Source organism: Buttiauxella sp., assembly GCF_049686335.1.
Lineage (GTDB): Bacteria > Pseudomonadota > Gammaproteobacteria > Enterobacterales > Enterobacteriaceae > Buttiauxella.
The window spans coordinates 156,755-175,132 of the sequence record NZ_JBAVHX010000009.1 but is presented as its reverse complement, the minus strand read 5'-3'; the positions used below and the strand labels follow the sequence as shown (position 1 = coordinate 175,132).

18 protein-coding genes are annotated in these 18,378 nt (G+C 53.0%); all 18 read right to left on the bottom strand.

All coding sequences use genetic code 11. The features are described 5' to 3' along the window. Positions 1-182 precede the first annotated feature (182 nt). Entirely contained in the window at positions 183-1,424 is a 1,242-nt protein-coding gene (locus WBL83_RS07785) for a hypothetical protein (RefSeq protein WP_424588599.1), read from the bottom strand. Beyond that, entirely contained in the window at positions 1,421-3,142 is a 1,722-nt protein-coding gene (locus tag WBL83_RS07780; protein ID WP_424588598.1) for a hypothetical protein, read from the bottom strand. The genes WBL83_RS07785 and WBL83_RS07780 overlap by 4 nt, the downstream gene beginning before the upstream one ends. Continuing rightward, positions 3,142-3,945 carry a hypothetical protein gene (locus WBL83_RS07775; RefSeq protein ID WP_424588597.1) on the bottom strand — a complete coding sequence of 268 codons (804 nt, stop codon included), beginning with the start codon at positions 3,943-3,945 and terminating at the stop codon, positions 3,142-3,144. The genes WBL83_RS07780 and WBL83_RS07775 overlap by 1 nt, the downstream gene beginning before the upstream one ends. Next, entirely contained in the window at positions 3,946-4,203 is a 258-nt protein-coding gene (locus tag WBL83_RS07770; RefSeq protein ID WP_424588596.1) for a hypothetical protein, read from the bottom strand. It lies immediately after the preceding gene. Then, the gene (locus tag WBL83_RS07765) at positions 4,178-4,768 is read right to left on the bottom strand and encodes a phage adaptor protein (RefSeq protein WP_424588595.1); all 591 of its coding nucleotides are present in this window, start codon (positions 4,766-4,768) and stop codon (positions 4,178-4,180) included. Before WBL83_RS07765 ends, WBL83_RS07770 begins: the two co-directional genes overlap by 26 nt. Before the next feature lie 54 nt (positions 4,769-4,822). Further along, on the bottom strand, positions 4,823-5,080 hold the full coding sequence (locus tag WBL83_RS07760) for a hypothetical protein (protein ID WP_256450468.1): 258 nt from the start codon (positions 5,078-5,080) through the stop codon (positions 4,823-4,825). A 49-nt stretch (positions 5,081-5,129) separates the two neighbouring features. Beyond that, complete coding sequence (locus WBL83_RS07755) at positions 5,130-5,489, bottom strand: Ig domain-containing protein (protein ID WP_424588594.1); 360 nt, start codon at positions 5,487-5,489, stop codon at positions 5,130-5,132. 8 nt (positions 5,490-5,497) lie between these two features. After that, on the bottom strand, positions 5,498-6,448 hold the full coding sequence (locus tag WBL83_RS07750; protein WP_424588593.1) for an SU10 major capsid protein: 951 nt from the start codon (positions 6,446-6,448) through the stop codon (positions 5,498-5,500). Positions 6,449-6,569: 121 nt separating this feature from the next. Then, entirely contained in the window at positions 6,570-8,510 is a 1,941-nt protein-coding gene (locus WBL83_RS07745; RefSeq protein WP_424588592.1) for a hypothetical protein, read from the bottom strand. After that, positions 8,507-9,754 carry a hypothetical protein gene (locus WBL83_RS07740; protein WP_424588591.1) on the bottom strand — a complete coding sequence of 416 codons (1,248 nt, stop codon included), beginning with the start codon at positions 9,752-9,754 and terminating at the stop codon, positions 8,507-8,509. Before WBL83_RS07740 ends, WBL83_RS07745 begins: the two co-directional genes overlap by 4 nt. Then, positions 9,751-10,242, bottom strand: a complete 492-nt coding sequence (locus tag WBL83_RS07735; protein WP_424588590.1) for a hypothetical protein — start codon at positions 10,240-10,242, stop codon at positions 9,751-9,753. The genes WBL83_RS07740 and WBL83_RS07735 overlap by 4 nt, the downstream gene beginning before the upstream one ends. Beyond that, on the bottom strand, positions 10,239-10,595 hold the full coding sequence (locus tag WBL83_RS07730) for a hypothetical protein (RefSeq protein WP_424588589.1): 357 nt from the start codon (positions 10,593-10,595) through the stop codon (positions 10,239-10,241). The genes WBL83_RS07735 and WBL83_RS07730 overlap by 4 nt, the downstream gene beginning before the upstream one ends. After that, entirely contained in the window at positions 10,595-11,458 is an 864-nt protein-coding gene (locus WBL83_RS07725) for a hypothetical protein (protein WP_424588588.1), read from the bottom strand. Before WBL83_RS07725 ends, WBL83_RS07730 begins: the two co-directional genes overlap by 1 nt. Continuing rightward, entirely contained in the window at positions 11,458-12,318 is an 861-nt protein-coding gene (locus WBL83_RS07720) for a hypothetical protein (RefSeq protein ID WP_424588587.1), read from the bottom strand. Before WBL83_RS07720 ends, WBL83_RS07725 begins: the two co-directional genes overlap by 1 nt. A gap of 63 nt (positions 12,319-12,381) precedes the next feature. Further along, entirely contained in the window at positions 12,382-14,409 is a 2,028-nt protein-coding gene (locus WBL83_RS07715; protein ID WP_424588586.1) for a portal protein, read from the bottom strand. Beyond that, positions 14,406-16,055 (bottom strand): terminase large subunit domain-containing protein, encoded by a 1,650-nt coding sequence (locus WBL83_RS07710; RefSeq protein WP_424588585.1) that lies wholly within the window; start codon positions 16,053-16,055, stop codon positions 14,406-14,408. Before WBL83_RS07710 ends, WBL83_RS07715 begins: the two co-directional genes overlap by 4 nt. Further along, positions 16,055-16,516, bottom strand: a complete 462-nt coding sequence (locus tag WBL83_RS07705; RefSeq protein ID WP_424588584.1) for a hypothetical protein — start codon at positions 16,514-16,516, stop codon at positions 16,055-16,057. The genes WBL83_RS07710 and WBL83_RS07705 overlap by 1 nt, the downstream gene beginning before the upstream one ends. A 528-nt stretch (positions 16,517-17,044) precedes the next feature. Further along, the gene (locus tag WBL83_RS07700; protein ID WP_424588583.1) at positions 17,045-18,256 is read right to left on the bottom strand and encodes a tyrosine-type recombinase/integrase; all 1,212 of its coding nucleotides are present in this window, start codon (positions 18,254-18,256) and stop codon (positions 17,045-17,047) included. Positions 18,257-18,378: the final 122 nt, after the last annotated feature.

The window sequence follows — 18,378 nt, the reverse complement described above, 5'->3', positions numbered from 1 at the left end:
CTGGCAAAGCGCCGCCACTGCGAACAAGGCAAGGATGCCACCCGCCACGCGCAACAAAACCCAAATATCAATATACACTCGCCACCCCCCTTATTTGATGGCAACAAGCCTACCCGAAAAGAACAGGCAATAATGGCGCGAATCGTGCGCAAGAAAATCAATAAGAAACCCGCCGTAGCGGGTTAGATGTTTTGTGTGGGCTGTTCTGGTAAAAGCTCTGGTCTGGGTTTTGCGGGTTCGGGTTCCGCTGCCGTTCGCATTGCAGCGCGATTTAACGCGGCGTGAGCCTCTGCGGTAATCACTCTCGCCTCTAACAGTTCGGCGTAAATTTGTCTTTTAGTGATAACGGTCGGTTCGTGGCGACTCCAGCCCTTAGATGTACCGGCGTAGGCGGTGCGAACTGAAATACTCCCCGTATTGTCATTAAACACCACTTGCGTGTTAAATAAGCCCTCACCAAAAAATAGGGCAGTACCATATCCGCCGCCTGGACTATTTGCCCCGACGCCGTTGCCGTCATCGTACTGGCGTATCTCCATATGACCAATAGAGCCGGCGTCACCTTGCCGCGTATGAAACCCGATTCCGTTCCAATCCGCATATGACGTAGAGCCACCAGCGTGGAAATGGTTAGCCGTCCAAGTGTTCCAGTTGCCACTATCGCCGTTTCGTGTTCGTTGGTAAAACTTGTTCGCCCCGTAGAGCGCTAACATGTGGTGTTGATAGCCGCCACCTAGCGCGGAGTGACTAGTGAGAACCCCCTCGCCGATGCCGTTAGCTTGCGTACTCCCATAGGCGAAAATGGTCGTGTCTGCTGGGGCGTTATTCATGTGAGCGCCAAACGCAATCCCCCCACCCTCACCATCTCGCAATGCGTAATCCACCAGCGCTACATGCGGATCACCATTCCCCCCAGGGAAGGAGAGTTGAGTGTTAAACGATCCGTCAAAGTAATAGCGACGCGCTGCCCCTATAGCTACTGCACCATTAGCGCGAGCGGTTATCGAGTTGCCGCCCAGGTTAGACCATATTGAAACATCGTTTGACGCGTCAGCGTTACCCATGCCCCCTTGCAGTATCTGCCCCTTATATAGTCGGATGTAGTTTGCTTGCGTCGTGTCAGATTGCTCAATCTGTAGCGGGTATGGTCTATCCTTTGGCGCGCGAAACACAACGGTTCCATCTACATAGCGTAAGCCGTCATTGCTGGCGTTAGCCAGTGACAAAAGCGCGGATTGCGCTTGCTCAATCTTTAGCAATTCAGCACGTATTAAAACAGCCACCTCATGTAGCGAGCCAGGCACGTTGATTTGCGGTGCCTGATAGAGCGACGGTGCCACCTCGTTTACCTGGCTGGGTGCGGCGGCGGCTGCGCGGGCGGCGGCATCACTCTTTTGCTTTTGCTTGCTTAGCTCTGGATTCATTCGCCGTTATCCTCAAAGTAGATAGTCAGCTTGGACGGGATTGAACCAAAGCCATTGAAGCCCAGGCGGTAGCCGTGAATGTTTCCATCAACTAACCATGTCAACCGGCGTTGTGTGGCCAGTGACTCAATTCCCTGTTTATCCCATGAATAGCCAGCCCCCTCTGTTTCAGCGCCAGCCATCGCCAGTTCTATGCGCCCCGATCCGGTGCCACTCATTTCTGTACGCGTAACCAGTGAGCGAACGCCGTCGCCCAGGTCAAGCCCCCGCCTTTCAATGAAGCATTGCAGCGGCTGCGACTGCATCGACCAGGCACCCGCGCTGTATACGTGTCGGTATTCAACATCGCCGGTATTCAGGTAATAAACGCCACCAGCGGCACACAATCCGATCATTGTACCTTGCGCGATGTGTAGCCCCGCACCTCCCCATTCCTGCCCCGCGTCATCCCATGCGCCTGGCATTGAATCCCATGTCGAACCGGCAACGGATGAATCGGGGGCTATCGGGGCAAAGACAGCCTCATTGATGTAAGGTAGGCTTTTGCGTGACCAGGTGTTAGTGATGTAGTTGAACGTCAGGCATTGAGTTTTTGCGCAGTCGTCAGCCTCCTGATCATCGCCTTTGGTCATTACCCATATTTCGTTAAGTTCTGGGTAGTTCACCAAGCGAACGGCACCAGGGCGCGGGGTACTGACAACCTCGTTAAGCCAATCCCTACACACTCCCTCCGCTACACTCTCCCAGCGAACGGAATCATGCCGGACAAAATCAGAGCCGGTAAAAACGTAGTTATAGCCTTTGGCGTTAACGACGCACCCCAGATCCAAAACGCCGCAATCAGAATAAACCTGCTTAGTCACGAACGGGGAATTGGCGTTACCAGACGGCGTGACGCTGAATGTTTCGCGCTCGCTGTACACAAACAAGGTGCCGCCATTGTTGCAAGCGTCTATCAGTTGTGTATCGCTGGCTAAATCCATCCAACCAGCGTAACCATCAATGACGGCGGCGGCGGCCTCCTCTGGGGTTCGGTTTAGTGCGGTATCATCCCAGTTGATTGGAAATGCGTTTTGCTGTGTGAACCCAGACCAGCGCAAGCGGGTAGGGTATGGCAAATCAACGCCGCCGCTGCTCTCCTCGCTTGTATTCATCATGATCAGGCGGTTGCCGAAACTAATCAGCTTCTTGCATGACCATCGGCGGGTAACAACGATCTGGTCGCCTCCGGTCTGCTCGCCCCAGCCTGGCAGTGTGCTAACCCCTTCCCAATCGTACTGTTTGCCATACGGCTGGAATCCCTGCGCCCCAAAGAACGGACAGTTATTTATCTGCCCTTTGTATGCGCTCCATCTTGATGATGAAGGCCAATCGGGGATCGTAGTCAGGCCGGTAAAATCTGGAATGCTCATATTTTGGCTGTATATCGCCATCGCGCCAGGCTCCCAACTTTCACCCAGAAAAAATACCAGGCGAGCGCCGTCGCTGAATCCATCGTATATAATCGGCTGCGCCAGATACATGGGGCAAACTTCCGCCATCCCTTCAATCATCCATGTGTAGTACGGCTCGTACTGACTGCCTAGCCCCTGCTCGACTTCACGTCCGGCGAACCGGACGTTAAGCGCATCAGTGACAGCGTTAATTGGCATGTCTGCGGGGTCAGCGTCATACATCAATCCCACTTTCCCCAGGCCACTAATAGCAAGTTTTGGCATTATGCGGTGCGCTCCCATACGTGGATAGCTTGAGACGGTGGTTTAAAGTTAAGGCTATTTAAACCAACGTTAATCGAGCCTTGTACGTCGTGAACGTGAGCGCCGCCGGTTGATGTGTAGCCGGTGCCGGTTTCTACCAAATAGTTATTCGAGCCGTCGCCGTCAGCATCAGCCCAGTAGCCAACCGGTGCGCCGGTAAAACTATGGTTGTGGTCGCCCTGGCTATCGGTGTTCAAATCCCACGACGCTGCGAAAGTTGAGACGTGTTCGGAGTGAACGCGGAAATGCCCCGCCACCGTGCCGATGCCGTATTCCTCTGTATATCCATCGATATCGGTAATGATGCCGCCGCCGCCAACAATCCAGCCCAGTAGCGGTACCCACGTACCAAACCCCAGCCATTCAACTGGATTGCCAGCCCGCTTGGTTGTCAGTACATGACCGACCGGATAAATCATGTTTTGCAGCGCCGAGCCGGTTAGCACAAACGCGGCATTTTCCGCATATTGCGCAGGTGATGGTGTCTGCGCCGTGATGCAAATCGCTGCTGTCCATTCATCATTATGCGCCTCCATTCGCGGAAGGTTCGCCCCGATGCCGTCGCCTGCCACGTAGTTAAAATGGCCTGTAATGCCGTTGATATTGTTAGCGTCTGCCAGCATCGGCGCGGCAAGTGCGGGGAAGGTGTTTTTTAGTACCTGCTTAATCACACGGATGTGATCATCACCAGCATTTAACGGGTCTGCGCCAGTAGGCCACTCTGGGACCAGGGTATCTATATATTGCGGAGTTTCTAACGGCATTTATCTAGCCTCCAGCTTTGCTAATCGCCTATCAAGTTCCTCGCCAAACTGCTCTTGTAGCGCACCCTCTTTGGATTGTTCCGCAAGCTCTTTTTTTATCGCTGCGGTTTCTTGCACCAGCAAATCAACATCATCGCCAATATCTGCTATCTGCTGCTTATAGCCGCCAACGTTCACGGCGATTGCAATAACGGTGCCTAACACACCGCCGCCAATAAGCCGTAGAAAGGTGTCAGAACTTGCGGACTGGTTCGCCATACGCCACCCCCGATCCAGATTTGAACTTGTCAAAGGCGGCATTGATGTTTGCTATCTCTGCATCAGCCAGGGATTGATATCCGTTAGCGCCTTTGGTGTCTTTGGTGAATACAGACAAAAACACCAAGCTTTGCCATAGCAGGGCGTTTTCTGCGTGGTCGGTGTATGCGTTTGTCTGGACAGCGTCCGATAGGCGCGGGGGCTTTTGATATCCGGTCACGATGACTTGTGCCGGTGCTACCAGCTCAATGCTATTCCCGTTAATGGCGTACACGTTGGAAGAATTGAAATCAGCAATGCGGCGGCGGAGCACACTGTCATAAGGCATCAGGCTAGAAACGAGGCCACCAATAACAACCGTTTCAATTTCCATTACGTCGAGGGAAATACTTAGCCCTGCGGCGTCGTGGGTCGTTGTTCGCGTCATTAGTGGAATACGCATCTCGCCGTCTAAGCGGGTCTGCGCTGCTGCGATGAACATCGGGATCGCTGCAATAGTTTTGGTGTCGGTGCGGTTCGCAAATCCTTTTACCGCCTCCACCAGCTTTGTGTAAGTTGTGCTCATGGTCTATTCCAAAGTCCGAGCCATAAATTAGGCCAGCTTTCGCCAGCCCATGGATTAAGCGTATTTCAGCGTCTTTTTTTCATCACGCAGCACGTTGCAGATTCGGCGGATTACCTCCCCTTCTGGTGTGTCTGGTGTTGGGCGGCCTGTTAACACCAGCACGATGTAATCAATAATTTTGCCCTGCGCCTCCGGTTGAAGCGCGTCCCATTCTGGCTGTGGCTCCTTGTCCATCGCCTCGCGTAACGCGGTTACACCTGCGTAGCAAATCTGCGCAATGGTAGTCACGGCAAAAACTGCCTTTGTAGTCATTTGAATAGCTCCACAATAAAAAACCGCCCGTCATGGGGCGGCTTTGGGGTTATTTTTTCTTAGTGTTTTTTGGCTGTTCAGCCTGGTTAATTGCTTCTACCGGCTGGTAGTGGCTAGGCATTGCCGCCAACGCCGCTGCTGCTGGGGTAACGGTTAGCGTTATTCCGCTTGATACCGTATTTCCCAAGCTATCCGTTACTGACAAGTTAACTGCGTAATCACCCGCCGCCGTTGGTGTTCCACTAATCGCGCCTGTTGCTGCGTCGATAGTTAAACCCAATGCGCCGCCCGATGCCGTCATGCTCCATACGTTTGTGTATGTGCCATCGTCTACATCCATCAGCGTGGCTGTTGCCGTCGCTGAGTAAGCGGTATCAACCGTCGCACCTGTCAGGGGTGCTACGGTCACGGTATTAATTACGCTGCCGCGAAAGGGGCGATAACTGCGGATGCCCACGGGTTGCGGTGGCGTAAGCCAATATCGACCATAAACACGACTTTTTTGTAATCGCCTGTTTTGGCTACCGGTACGGTTTCCGGTGCGCGGAACATTACCGCTTCCCAATCTTTGCTGTTAAACAGGTAAACAGTATCGGCTGGCATGTGGCGGTTATAGACGACGCGGACGGTTTGACCCAGGGCGTCCGTGATGGTGTTTACTTCAACGCTCAATTCAGCGGTATTTTCGAAGATGCGAACGCGAGCGCCGCCAGCTTCCTGCGCGTCAGAAATCACATCCTTCATGGTTTCGGAGCACATCAGGACTTCTGGCTTGCCGCCTGTAGTCCACAATGCCGCCATACCTGCAAAGATGTCGGTCATCTGTGGCTTGCCAGCGGCGGCTGCGGTGATGTATGTCGCTGTACCGGTCAGGGGATCACCGATGCGAGTTGTGCCGCCGTCAATGGTTGATACTTGAGAATCGAAGCCACCCAAGCGGCGCGGGGTCGTTGGCTTGACTTCGGCTTGCGTCTTTGTGGTGCTCAGGAATGCGTTTTCAATGTCGCGTTTCAGTTCAGACGCTTTCTTGTGGGATTGGTGATCAGATTCAGTGCCGCGCCCCCAGGCTGCTTGCGCGTCAGCATCGCCGGTAACTTTGACAGCTTTACCCATTTTCTGAGTGTATCCGGTCATCGGGATGGTTGCGGCGAAAGTGTCGTCGAGATCAGCAAATTCGAAAGATTCCATCAGCGCGTTATTTGGGTCTACAGGACTGTCGCTGTCGCACTGCCATTCGAATTTAGATTGTGTGGCGGTTGTCTTGCCGATCATCGCCTGAAATGGAAAGTCTTGCGGGGAAATGTTAGAAATCCACTCTGCGAATGAATCCTTAACACCGTTTAATTCATAAGAATTTAAAGCTGGCATGTCGTTTAACCTTCATGGTTAATACTGCGTTTGCGCAATCCTTGCGCCGATATTGGTTTTCTCTTTTTTAGTAGACACTAAAACTGCGGAACTTCTGAAACGCGCGTGAGCGCGGAAAGCATTAATTGCTAATTTGTGCCCCGCTATCGGTTCCGAGTAGTGCTTCGATATCATCCACTAAATCAGGATTCTGGTTTGCCACCACCAGCAAGCGGATAACGTTTTGCGCGTATTCTGGGTCGGTTGCCGTACTGTTCAGGAATCGTTTTGCGGCGGCTGCAAACTGTGGATTGGTCAGCGCCTTAGCTGCTACTCGGTCAAATACCAGGCCGGAAACAATCTGCTTACCCATATCTACCGTCGAACGATCCAGGAAGCGGCGCGGGTTGTTCATAAGGTGCGTGGCACTATTCGAATGGTTCCCCGCGGCATAATACATTTTCATGCGGTCGGAAATTAGTGCAAGGTCAGCAAGGTCGCCAGAATGTCCAGCGCCGACAAGCTCCCCGATACCATCCCTTTCCAGCTTGTTCCAGTTCGTCAGGAATCTGGCGGCGCTGAATTGTGCGCCTTCACTCCCTGCAACGCCTGCGGCCTCGCGCCCAGCTCGAAGAATGTACTCACCTTTGATTTTCCCGCGTACCGCCTCCGGCATGAGTGATAGCAATAATTCCAGCTTATCGGCTTTCAGCCCCCCGATATTATTGGCGCTAGCTGTGCCGAAAATGGCGTCATACAAAGCGCCGCCACCCTGGATATCAAACAACCGGCGCAACCCTTTTTCATTCTGGGCAAACTTCGCCCATTCTTCCGTCGCTTTGTTGTAACGGGCGTATACACCAAAGGCGGCGCGGTCATTCAGTTGCTGACGAATATCGCCATCAATGGCGGAACGTAGGCGCAAAAGCTGCTGCTCGTCTGCCTTTTTCAGCCCCAGCCCTAGATCAGCAATCATGTTATCTACTGCCAGTTTTGCACCAATAGCCCCCTCTAGTGTCATGCCGTCTTTGGCCTGATCATTCAGCATTTTGATGACGCTGCGGAGTTCTGGTGCTACCAGCATTTTAGCCATTGCCTTGTTGTCACGGGCAACGCGGGTTAGCTCGCGGATAGTCTCGCGCACCTGCGGCATTTGAATACGGAAATTACCTGCAGCGCGGTAAACGTCTTTGTAGTTACGCGTTCCAGCTTCACGCCCTTCTTTCAGGAAGGTTTCCCAGGCTTCACGGATTGCCTGGCCTGTTTCCTGCGGGGTTGCATCGGTGCGCTGTCCAACGGCGTTAACTAAATCGTCGTGGAATTTTTGCATCGCTGCCTGGTTGGTTTCGTTAAACCGGCGCATGGTACCGCCGCCCATAGCGGAACCCTCCAGCGCTCGCTCTCTGGTCAGTGCAAAGTTGTTTTTTGTTTTCATGCCGTATGACGGAATAAAGCCCTCAACGTTTGCCGCCGCAAGGTCTAACCGACCATCGTCAGCTCCACGCATTTTGCGAGCAATAACCGCCGCCCACTTTGGCAGCATGGCGTTCAGACCAACATTCAGACCGGTATCAACTCCGGTTTGAGTTAGGCTAATTTCGCCTGTGTCCGCCAATTGAGCACCCAGGGATGAAACGGCACCATCTGCCGCCCAAATGCCGTATTTATTGCCAATCGTTTTGACCAGTGGCGCAGCAAGGCGCGAAGCCCCCACGCCACCAGCCAGCGCGGGTGCAAGGTCGCCTGTCAGTTCACCGGCTTTGAATGCCAGGGAATTGCGCATTTTGATGCCGTCAGCAAGGCGAGACGGTTCGTATGTTCCATCACCGATACCAAACTGATTACCCAGCCAGCTAAATCCAGATTTTAGATGGTTTGCTCCTGTATCAATTGCGGTGTACAGCGATTTATCAATGCCGTCGCTAAAGTCTTCAATCACGCCGGTTTCCTTTGGCATGGCTTTGAACTTCGGCGCGGCTTCGATTTCCCTGATCCACGCGGCAATAGCTTTTGCGTCGTCAGCATTTCCGGCTTCGTGGGCTGCTGCCAGCATCTTCCATAGCTCGTCTACGGTAGGCATCATTTAATCCCCCCGTAGGTTTCCATGAGTTGTTGCTTATAGGCTAAATTTGGATTGCCAGCCTTGTCTGTTGCTGGCTTCTCCTGTGCCTGTTTCTGGCGTGAAGAGCCGGATAATTCAGACACATCCTGCCCAGCAAGATAGGCCATTGGCTCCAGGATTCCCCCCGCCTCCGCCTCAGAATCCGCGCCACGGTCGCGCATGAAGTCAAATTTCTGTTGGATGACTTCCGATTCATCGCCGTAAAGCGGCATGTACTGGGCGCGAGCGTTCGCCCACTCACTTTCTGTGACGGCTGCCCCTGAGTCCTTACGAACGATAGCGGCGACAACATCCGATAGGGCGTTAACATAGCGCTGTTCGTTGGCGTCCAGCCCCATTGATGCAATTGAGCCAGTACCGATTGCTTTTGTAATTTCCCCTACGCGCCCTGGGTCGATTTGCCCTTGCAGTGACTCGACCACATCCAGCCCACGGTAAATACGCCCCGCAAAAGCTGCGGCTTTGCGCTGCCCGTCTGTTGCTTTCATCAGCGCCTGTTGTGCCATCTGGCGAGCGTTAGGGGCGGACGCGTCAAACATAACGGGTGAACGCTGCGCCAGTGCAATGCGGTTGCGGGCGTCCAGGTTCTCGCGGCGAAATTCCATCGTTTCACCGTGGATGCGGTCACGCTGGTTGCGCATTGCTGTCTGGTTGTATTCGCGGGATCGTAACGACTCCTCGCGGTAATCGGCGTTCTCGTCAAAGCGACGCTGCCCCTCGACAAAGCTTCGGTCATCGGTTCGGACTTGCTCTTTAAACCGGCTACTGTCGAGCATGTCGTCACGCTCCTGATTTAACAGGGTTTGATTGCCGGTTTTGTAGTAGTCCATTATCGCGGCGTTTGAATAGCCGTCTTTTTGCATCTGCGGGACGTATTCGGAGCGCTGGCGCAGTGAATGCCCATAGTCATGAATGGCAATAGAACCCATCAGACCGCCAGCGATAGCGCTGCCCAGGTCTTTGGTTGTCAGGCCAACAATCAGCGCGGTCATGAAAGAACCCGTCCACATTTGTTTGTTGATTTCCTTCACCGATGGCGGATTAACCAGCTTTCCTGATTGCGCGGCTTGCTGCCATAGTTCGGGCTTGTCGTAAATCTGCGGCGGTGCGGTACTCTGCCCTGGTAACAGCGCCAGTGGGGTAGCGGCTTCAACGCTTGCGGCGGCGTCTTGCGTTTGTAATTGGTTATCCAGTTGCGTTGTCATCCTGCCACCTTCACTGTTTTGGTTGTTTTCTCGATAGCCTGTTCAAAGCTGGCGGCGGTTTTGGCTGCGCCGGTTGGTGCGCCCTCCTTCCATGCTTCATCGAACGTATCAAGCGCAAACTGGTAGGCCAGTTCTTTGGCGCGTTGCGTGGTGATTTCACCGGAAACAGCCTGGCGGATTATCTCCTGTAGCGTTTCGTCGAGATTCGCCGCCTTATACGCAAACGCGGGGAAAGATTCGGTTAAACGCTCAGGTGACATTGACCCCTGAATGTTTTTTATGTGGCTTTGTTGGTACACCGGTTCAGGGCTTTTAACCCACGTCACATCATCTGTATTCGGGTTGTATTCCGGCCTGAATCCTTCCTGCATAGCCCATTCACGTTTAGCGGGTGACAACAAAACATCCGTAGACGGCTGCGGGGAAATACGGGCGACCATCTGATCATAACGGGCAGTGATATTGTTAAAGCGTTCCTGCATTTTCAAAATAGGTTGCTCCACTTGTTAATATCATCCAGCGGATTGTTATTTGCAGATTTACCAATCATGTCGGGAACCTGCATAGCAGACGCAGCGGAACCGCCACCCATACCACCAACACCTTTAGCGCCACCAGCGGACGGCGCGGAACGTGAGCCACCCTTGCTGTGGGTCATGCCTAAAATCTGCGGCAATGCCTGGCGTAATGCGGTATCTACCCAGTTTTCATCTGGAAGGTTTGCGGCGGTTGCATCGACGGCGGTCATGCCGCCCCCGCCCTGCCCTGGAGTTAGTGGGACTGCTTCGCCTACTGCGCTTGCTGCGATGGTTTCACCGCCAAACCACGACATAACACCCATTAGAACCACCCCGTATCACTGCTTACGCTGCTTTCGCTGCTGGATTCAGTCTTGAGGCCAGCGCCAGGCATAGTGACCGCCATAAGCGCCGCCATATCAATCCACTCCATGTTCCCGTTAATCATGTCGTTTTTGCGGTCGTTGTTGATGTTTTCCTGATTGAACATCTGCTCAAACAATCCGGCGTTAAACATGTTTTTGGTGCCGCTGGAAACCATGCCGCCGCCAGCTTTGAACATGTCGCCCCCCACGCCCAGAAGATCGGAATTAATACCGGCGTAGGTGCTCAGCGCGTCAGTAGTCAGGCCAATGGCACTGGACAATACACCGGCTTGCATTTCTGCAATCCCCTGCGTCATAGCGTTGGCACCGGATGCCATAACCGCGTTGGTTGTCATTTCCGCGTTACTGCTGTTGGTTACTGCCGTGTTGCTCATGGTGCTTTGAGCGGCACCACCGAAAGCCCCCGCCATATCTGCGTAAACATCGCTTTGAATGGCTGCGGCCTGATTCTCCATTGCTGGAGTCATTGCGCCCATGATGCCGGACACGCCGTTAGTAAAGGCGGCTTTTGTGCCGCCGCCTAACATGTTCTGCATATTGGCGATAGAGTCGCTAACCAGCCCCGCGCCGCCCTGCATAATGCTTTTGCCAGCATCGATGGATGCACCGGATTTGTAGGCATCAAGGGCTTGCTTTTGTGCGTCTGTCAGGTCTGCGACGCCCGATTCGATGTAATCAATACCTGGGTTTGACTCGATGAAATCAATCATCACGGGGCTTAGGTATTCAAAGAGCCAACTTTCCGAGGTGCTGCTACTGCTGTTGGTGCTGTCCTTTGACGAGCCTTTGAATAGCGCCATTAGTTACCACCCCAGATATTTTTCTTCATCCAGTCAGAAGATCCCATGTTTGCGCCTTTAGCTGGCGCTGGGGCTTGCTGGCGCTGCTGCGGGGTCTTAGTCACTTTGCGGACTTTATCTTGTAGCTTTGCAGCGGCGGCGGCTTTCTGACTGCGCAGTTCGTAGGCATCACGCAAGATTTCCATAAAAGCCGGTGATACGTTATCCGCAAAGGCTTCCATGCTCATTACGCCTTTGACGACGCTTTGCGCCTGGTTCATCTGCTCCACTGTCCAACCCTGTTTTACCAGGTTGGTGGCGGTTTGGCTGGCGTTGTGGCGGCGGGCGTTATTCAGTGCCTCAGTGCGTTGGGCGTCTACCTGCTTTCCCGCTTCCTCCAGCATGCCCTTGCGCGTCTCTGCCATCTGTAACGATTGGTGGGCGCGTTGGTAATCAGCGGCGTTAAGCTGCCCAGAGTTAAGCGCGGTGCGTAGCTCCTGAATTTGCTTGTCGGTTTCCGTCACTGCCATAGCCTGGAAACGTGCGGCGTGGTCACCGAATGACTTGATGTTTTGCACCAGCGGAGTGATGGAGGTATTAAAGCGCGTGAAAGTCTCCTGATGTTTCAGGGCTTCGCTGATTTGGTCTGCGGTGAACTTACCGCCGTTGAACTCCCATTCGTCAGCGCTTGATTCAGTGCCTGGCGTAGTCTCGATGCCGTCGAGGGGTGCGGCGTTGCCGTCATCTTCTGTGACTGTAAGTGATGCGCCTCCGCTGATTTCTGGGCTTTGGCTATCTTTCGGTGCTGCGTCATTTGGGAAAAACAGGGAACCAGGGTTGAATCCGGTAGACGGGCTGGATGTAGTCGTGACATCTGACATTTAAAACCTCATGTTTTAGGGGGTAATGGCGCATTCCTTGCACCGTCTTTTTTAGTGCATCATTTACGCGGGGGCTTTGTCACTCTCCGAGGGGGTTGGCTCCGCACGATTTGCTAATTCAGCGGCATCCAGCAACATCTCTTTTTCTGATTTATCAGCGTCCAAAACCAAACGGGCTTTCTCAATGTCGATTCCCTGCATGATTTCTTCAATCTGCGCCAGGGCTTTGGCGGCTTCGTTAAACAACTTTTGTGTCGTACCGGCTTGCTCCTCTACTTTGCCCTCCGCCAGTTTGGTCGTGGCGATGGCGTGGCGTAACTGACACGCAGCCATAACTGCTTGTAGTTTCTTCTGAAACTCTGATGGTTTCGGCATTTCAGATGGCGGGGTCAGGTAGCGGGTAATGTCTTCATCGTTGGTTACGGCACGGAGAAAATCGGCGTAGATGTTGTATATATTTTCCGGCTGGAAGTTCTCCGGCAAGGTGCCTTTCTGGGCTGCGTCCTGGTACACGGTCAGGATATTGGCAGCAGCCTGTGCGCGGTCTGCGGCTGATTTAATGTCTACCTTTAGCCCGATATCGTCACGTAACAGCTTGAATGGTATTTTCACACCCTCAACGTCGAGAACGTTACCCATCTCCTGTAATACCATTAAGAAAACGCCGTAAGCGGGCTTTATGAAGGTTTCCGCAAATACTTTCGCAATCTGGTTTTCGTTGATTTCCTCTTTGGCCTGAGTCAGCGCGATGGCGATCCCCGATTGATTGGTTTTACTCATGGCTTGCGCTTGCCCTGCGGAACCCTGGCGAACGCGTTCGGCGTCCTGATTTAATTCCTGGTTAAGCAGTTGCATAGCTTGCGGAACGTCGGATGTTGGGATGCGACTGATTGCGCCCTTCTGTTTCACAACGTACACGCGCCCAGGTTCGCTACGGTCATTCAGTGCGGCGCGGGATTCTGACGTTAAAAGTGAGTCTGTCACCTCCATGTCAGGGTAAGCGGCAAAGTCTGCGGAGCGCTGAATAGCGCGGCGGGCGCGGGTTGTTCCTTCTTGTGCGGACTTACAAAAATCATACAGGCTCTCACCGTGGGCGCTGTTCGGTACGGCGCTCATTGCACCCCAAATTAACGGGCAATAGTTTACGGCCTCATGGCTGATGTATTCCGTACTGGTCGTGATGACGTGCCATAACTTTTCATCTGCGGAGTTGTAACACCCGCGCCAGTAGTGGTGATAAACGGTGATCAGGTCATTCATGGTGTCCAGGGTTGATTGTTCCAAATCCCTGCGCCCTTCGGCGTTCATGTCGCCCACAACCACCATCGACGTGTCCAGGCTGCGCCCAGCGTTGGTATCCTCAACCGCTCCGGCCTCTACCGCTGATTTCTTGTAGCCGCGCTTGTATGCCTCCGCGTTGGTGATTTCCTCTGCATAGGCGCTGTAGATTGAGTCCTGCGGGTTGGTTGCCTTTGGGTGCAGGAAGAAGTTTTTAAACTCAATCAGTGAAATGACGGGGAATTTAACCTCCCGTATGCCCTGCATCCATCCAGACACCAGCGCCACGCCGTCAACGTCCTCAAACGACAGGTCAGAATCAACGTTATAGCCAGCAGTGGTGATGATTTTTTGTTGAATAAGCGCAGCTTCCGCTGGCTCCTTGTCGAAGGTGATCTTATCAGTGGTGTATGTCTTGCTGTCATAGCCAACCAATCCGGCCTGATTGCCAGTGATCAGGCACTGTTTGAGCGCCAGATAAATAATCATATCCCAGCCATTCACCGCCAGCGCTGCGGCGTGGACTGCCTTTGTCACGGCTGCGGCTAGTTTATTCTCGCCTTTGGTGTCATTGGAAAACGCAACGGGCGCTTTCTGGCTGTCAGTAAACAGGGCGACGAGTGACGGGTGAATGGTTTCGAAGGCTTCCCACATCACGTTACGGGCTGCAACGTCACCAGGCATCATGACGGCTGGCAGTTCGCCACGGTAAAAACCCCACGCTTGCGTAAAGCGTTCGGCTAACGCGTCTTGTCTCAGCTTCGCGGCGTCCTTGTGGCGTTGCATCTCTTTGTACAGATCGGTTGTATTCACTTAGAAAAAGCTCCCATTGCTTTGGTGTAGTCGTTTCGCCTTGCGTAGTTCTGCATGGTTCGGACGTTGATTCGTGCCGATGCCATTGATTCCCCGTCATCCCTTACGCGGATTGCAGCAATTCGCATTGCGTCCATAAAGTGGTTGTTTTTGTCGATTGGTACTGTTTTTTGCCCTTTGCTAACCCATTGATAACCACGCCTTTCCTTGAGTGTTTGTGTACACGTTGTGAATATCTTCAATTGCCCCAGGCGGAACATTTCAACCACCAGCCCGATGGATGCGGAGAGCGAGTTACGCACCTTTGCCATAGGTGCCAGGTCGGGTGGAATCTCAAATACCTGCGGGTGAACGTTAGCGCCCAGTGCCTCCATGGTTTCCATTCGCGTGGCGTTGGTTCCGGCTTCCGCGTTACCGATGGCGTTGCGCCCATCGTGGGGCGACTTCATGACAATGCCAGGGTATCCCAACGGTTCAAAATCTGCGTTGTTGGTCAGTCTGTCCCAGTTGTCAGGCGCTTGACCGGTGACTTTGGCGGCTAGGTAGTGCTCCATGTGGGCGTTGGCGTACACGTCACGATCCATGATGCTTGACCATTCTTGAAACACGTAAGCGGTGCCGGTATCAGGGTTTTGAGCTATCGAAAGAATGATTGACGGGTCAGCTCTGCCCGAACCGCCATAGTCCAGGCCAGCTAATACCTTCCAGTGATCGGGGATCTCAAACGGGGTGCAAGTTACATCGTCGTCAGCGAACGGATAGACGGCACCCACGCCAGCGACGGGAATCCCTTTTGAACGCATATCTCGCTCATGGTAGGGAAATGCCGCTAACACTTGCTCGCGGCGTTCGGGTGTCAGGTGCGGGGCGTCATCCCAGGTAGCGGTTTGAAAATGGACGTGTGGGCTGTCACTTTCCGCGCATTGTGTCCAAAGGTCTGTAGCTCCCTTTTCGGGTGTTGCGGTGATAGCAACCATGCCGCCGGTGTTAAGAGTTCGTGCCGCAAAGATGCCGGATAACTCAAGTTCGTTAGCGGGTTGTTCATCAAGCCAAATATATAAAACTTTCTGGCCGTGCAAAGTGGTTGTGTCTTGAGTGCTTGCATAGAAATACAGTTCAACATAGCCGCCGCCCACATGTTCAATGGATACCGATTTAAGGGTTTCACCGTCACGTATCACGGTGTTGATTCGAATCATTTCGCGGGGAATTAACCCGCTGCCGATTTCGTTTGTTTTCTTCGCGTTGTCAGTGCCTATCAGATAGTTTTGCAACACCTTGCGGGTTGATTCCAGGCTTACACCCATAGCCCACATCACTTGTTTTTCGGTCACGTCGAAGCGGCGACCAGGCCACCAATCTGGATATAAGCCCGTCAGGTGATAGGCCATCTCAACCGCCGCGCCAAACGTCTTACCTATCTGGTTTGCTGCGGATAAGTAGCGGAGCGTGGCGTGAGTGCCCGACCAGTACCACTCGCGCTGGAATTGGTGCGGCTGAAAACTGTCAAGCTTGTAGAAACGGTTGTAACGCTGGGCTGCTGCGATCAGCTTCGCATTCCTGCGCATGCAATCGAATCCGGCATCACATACAGCCAGCGCAAGCGCCCTGGTTTCGTTCCGCTGCTTTAGCGTGGTGCGAGCCATTACGCCGCGCCCCGCTGTATTTGCTTGCGGATTGCTTCCAGTTCGTCATCGGTCAAATCATCCACGGTTTCTGGCGGTTCAGCCTCAAATGTGCGAGTCAGTGGAGCGCTTGAGATTTTGAACCACAGGTTAGCCAGTGACGCGTAAGCAGAATCCTTTAGCTTTGGATCGGATAGGCGCAACTCTAGCCCAGCCAGAACACGTGACCGGTTAGCCAGAATAATGGCGACATCATTGGATTGGTTTATTGCTGCGGTGGCGTTGGCATAGGATACCTCCGCTTCGGCTAACTCTTTGAAATGGTGAGCGCCAGCCTTTTGGCCTGGCTTGATAATTTTCAGCGCTCGCATTCTGGCAATGACTGCCTTTTCCGTTGCGGTTAATGCGCTTGCTACATACTCGTCGAGATCGGCATCCGGTGTTAACCGTAGCACTTTCGACGCTTTGAGCTTCTTGCTCATGCTTGCCGTTCCGTTGTTGTGATTAAAAAACGTCCTGTTTTTTATCTGGGGGTTAATGTTGGCGCGGGTTGTAGTGCCGCCTGGTTAAGAAATCGGTGAAGTAGGGGAATAGTTCCCCCCTACCCCACACAAAAAGCCTTGTCGAAGGTTCCCGTATGTTGCTCGCTCGGGTGAGTATCCCTTGCGGTACTTGCATCTAATTCGGGGCTGCTCTACCCCTGCCCAGGCCTGCATTAACTACGACAGAACTCCGCGAACTCAATCACTCTCATGTCGTAGCGGTATCGCCTACCGGCTGCGGCGTTCCACATGTAGCCGGTTCCCTTATCCGCTCCTTGTCGAATCCCTTACGGGCAACGCTTCGGCGGACTCTACCCGCAGTTAGTTAGACGGGCAGCAAGCCAAATCCTTGGCTCTTTTTTAGTAAACACAGAATATTGGCGAGGCGAAAAGGGGCGTTTTGTGTGATGGAATCAGGCGGAAACGGATGTAATTAAACGGAATGCCGCACCCGCACTAATTGCTAAATTATTGACGTGAGACGAGGCGACTACACCATACTTCCAGGGCTTCCCGCTTCTCTTTTAAGTAGTAATAGCGGTCATAATGCTTACCCGATACCCCTGGGCGCTTATGGTTTTGCAGTATGTCGCGGATTTCAATATTAATACCCATCTCACCCGCCAGCGTTTTGAATGTTCGACGCAAATCCCTGGGGGTGAACGGGGCGAACTCCTCCCGCTTACAGTATTTTCTTACCTGCTTTGAAAGCTCCGCAGATAACACATGACCAGCTTCGGTAGGGGCAGGGAATAACATTTCGCTATCTGGGTACAGAATTAACTGTATACGTATGATTTCCAATGCCTCTGGCATCAAAGGCACAACATGAAAATTAAGCGTCTTTGATATTTCAGGTCGAATTGTGAGTGTTTTTTCTTTCTCATTCACATCTGATTTTTTGAGCGTGATTATCTCCCACGGCCTCTGACCTCCCGTGTAAATACATAACATGAGCGCTCTGGCATATAGCGGCGTCATCGGGCAAGCCATATCCGCGACGGTCACGGAATCAATAAACTGATACAGCTCACCCCATGACAGGTATCTATCCAGCGCCCGCCCTCCTCCGGTCTGCTTCGGAATTACCGTTACTGGATTTAACTGCATGTTGTACCGTGCCGGAAAGCCTCGCTTTGCTGGGTCGTGATCAGCAGATAAGGCGAAATTAAATAGGGCGTGAAGGTTGCCGCGCACCTTGTCAGAACCCGCCACGGCTCCGCGCTGGATAAAGTCTGCCAGTACGTCAAAAACCATTCGCGTTGTGATGTTTGCTGCGGGGGTGTCTGGGTTTATATGGGGGCTATCTAGCACCTGATTCAAACGATTCTCTGTAACCTTCCAGCTACGTTTGCCCGTCTGCTTCTGGTTATCAATGTAATCGCGTACAAGCTCTTTAAACGTCGCACCCGCCGGACTTGTTGCGCTGCTTTTGTCTGGAGCCGCAGAAAGCTCGCGCACCCGCTGCGCGGCGTCAGCCAGGGACATTTTCGGATACTCCCCTATAACAAGAATTTTGCGCCTTCCCCCCTCGGAGTGTTGGTATACAAACCGCTTTGAGCCAGAGGGATAAATCCTGATACCCAACACACCGCCGCCCCGCGTTCCGGCGTTGTGCCACACGTAGTAATCCTTATCTTTCGCTTTTAGCGCTCTAATCTTCGAATCCGTTAATGCCATAGTCACACCGTCTACACAGCCGTATACATAGCAAAGGAATAGCATGGAATTAAACAGGATAAAACATAATGTTTTTATCTTTAGTTATCATCAAGTTGGTAATAACAAGGAACCATTCGTAA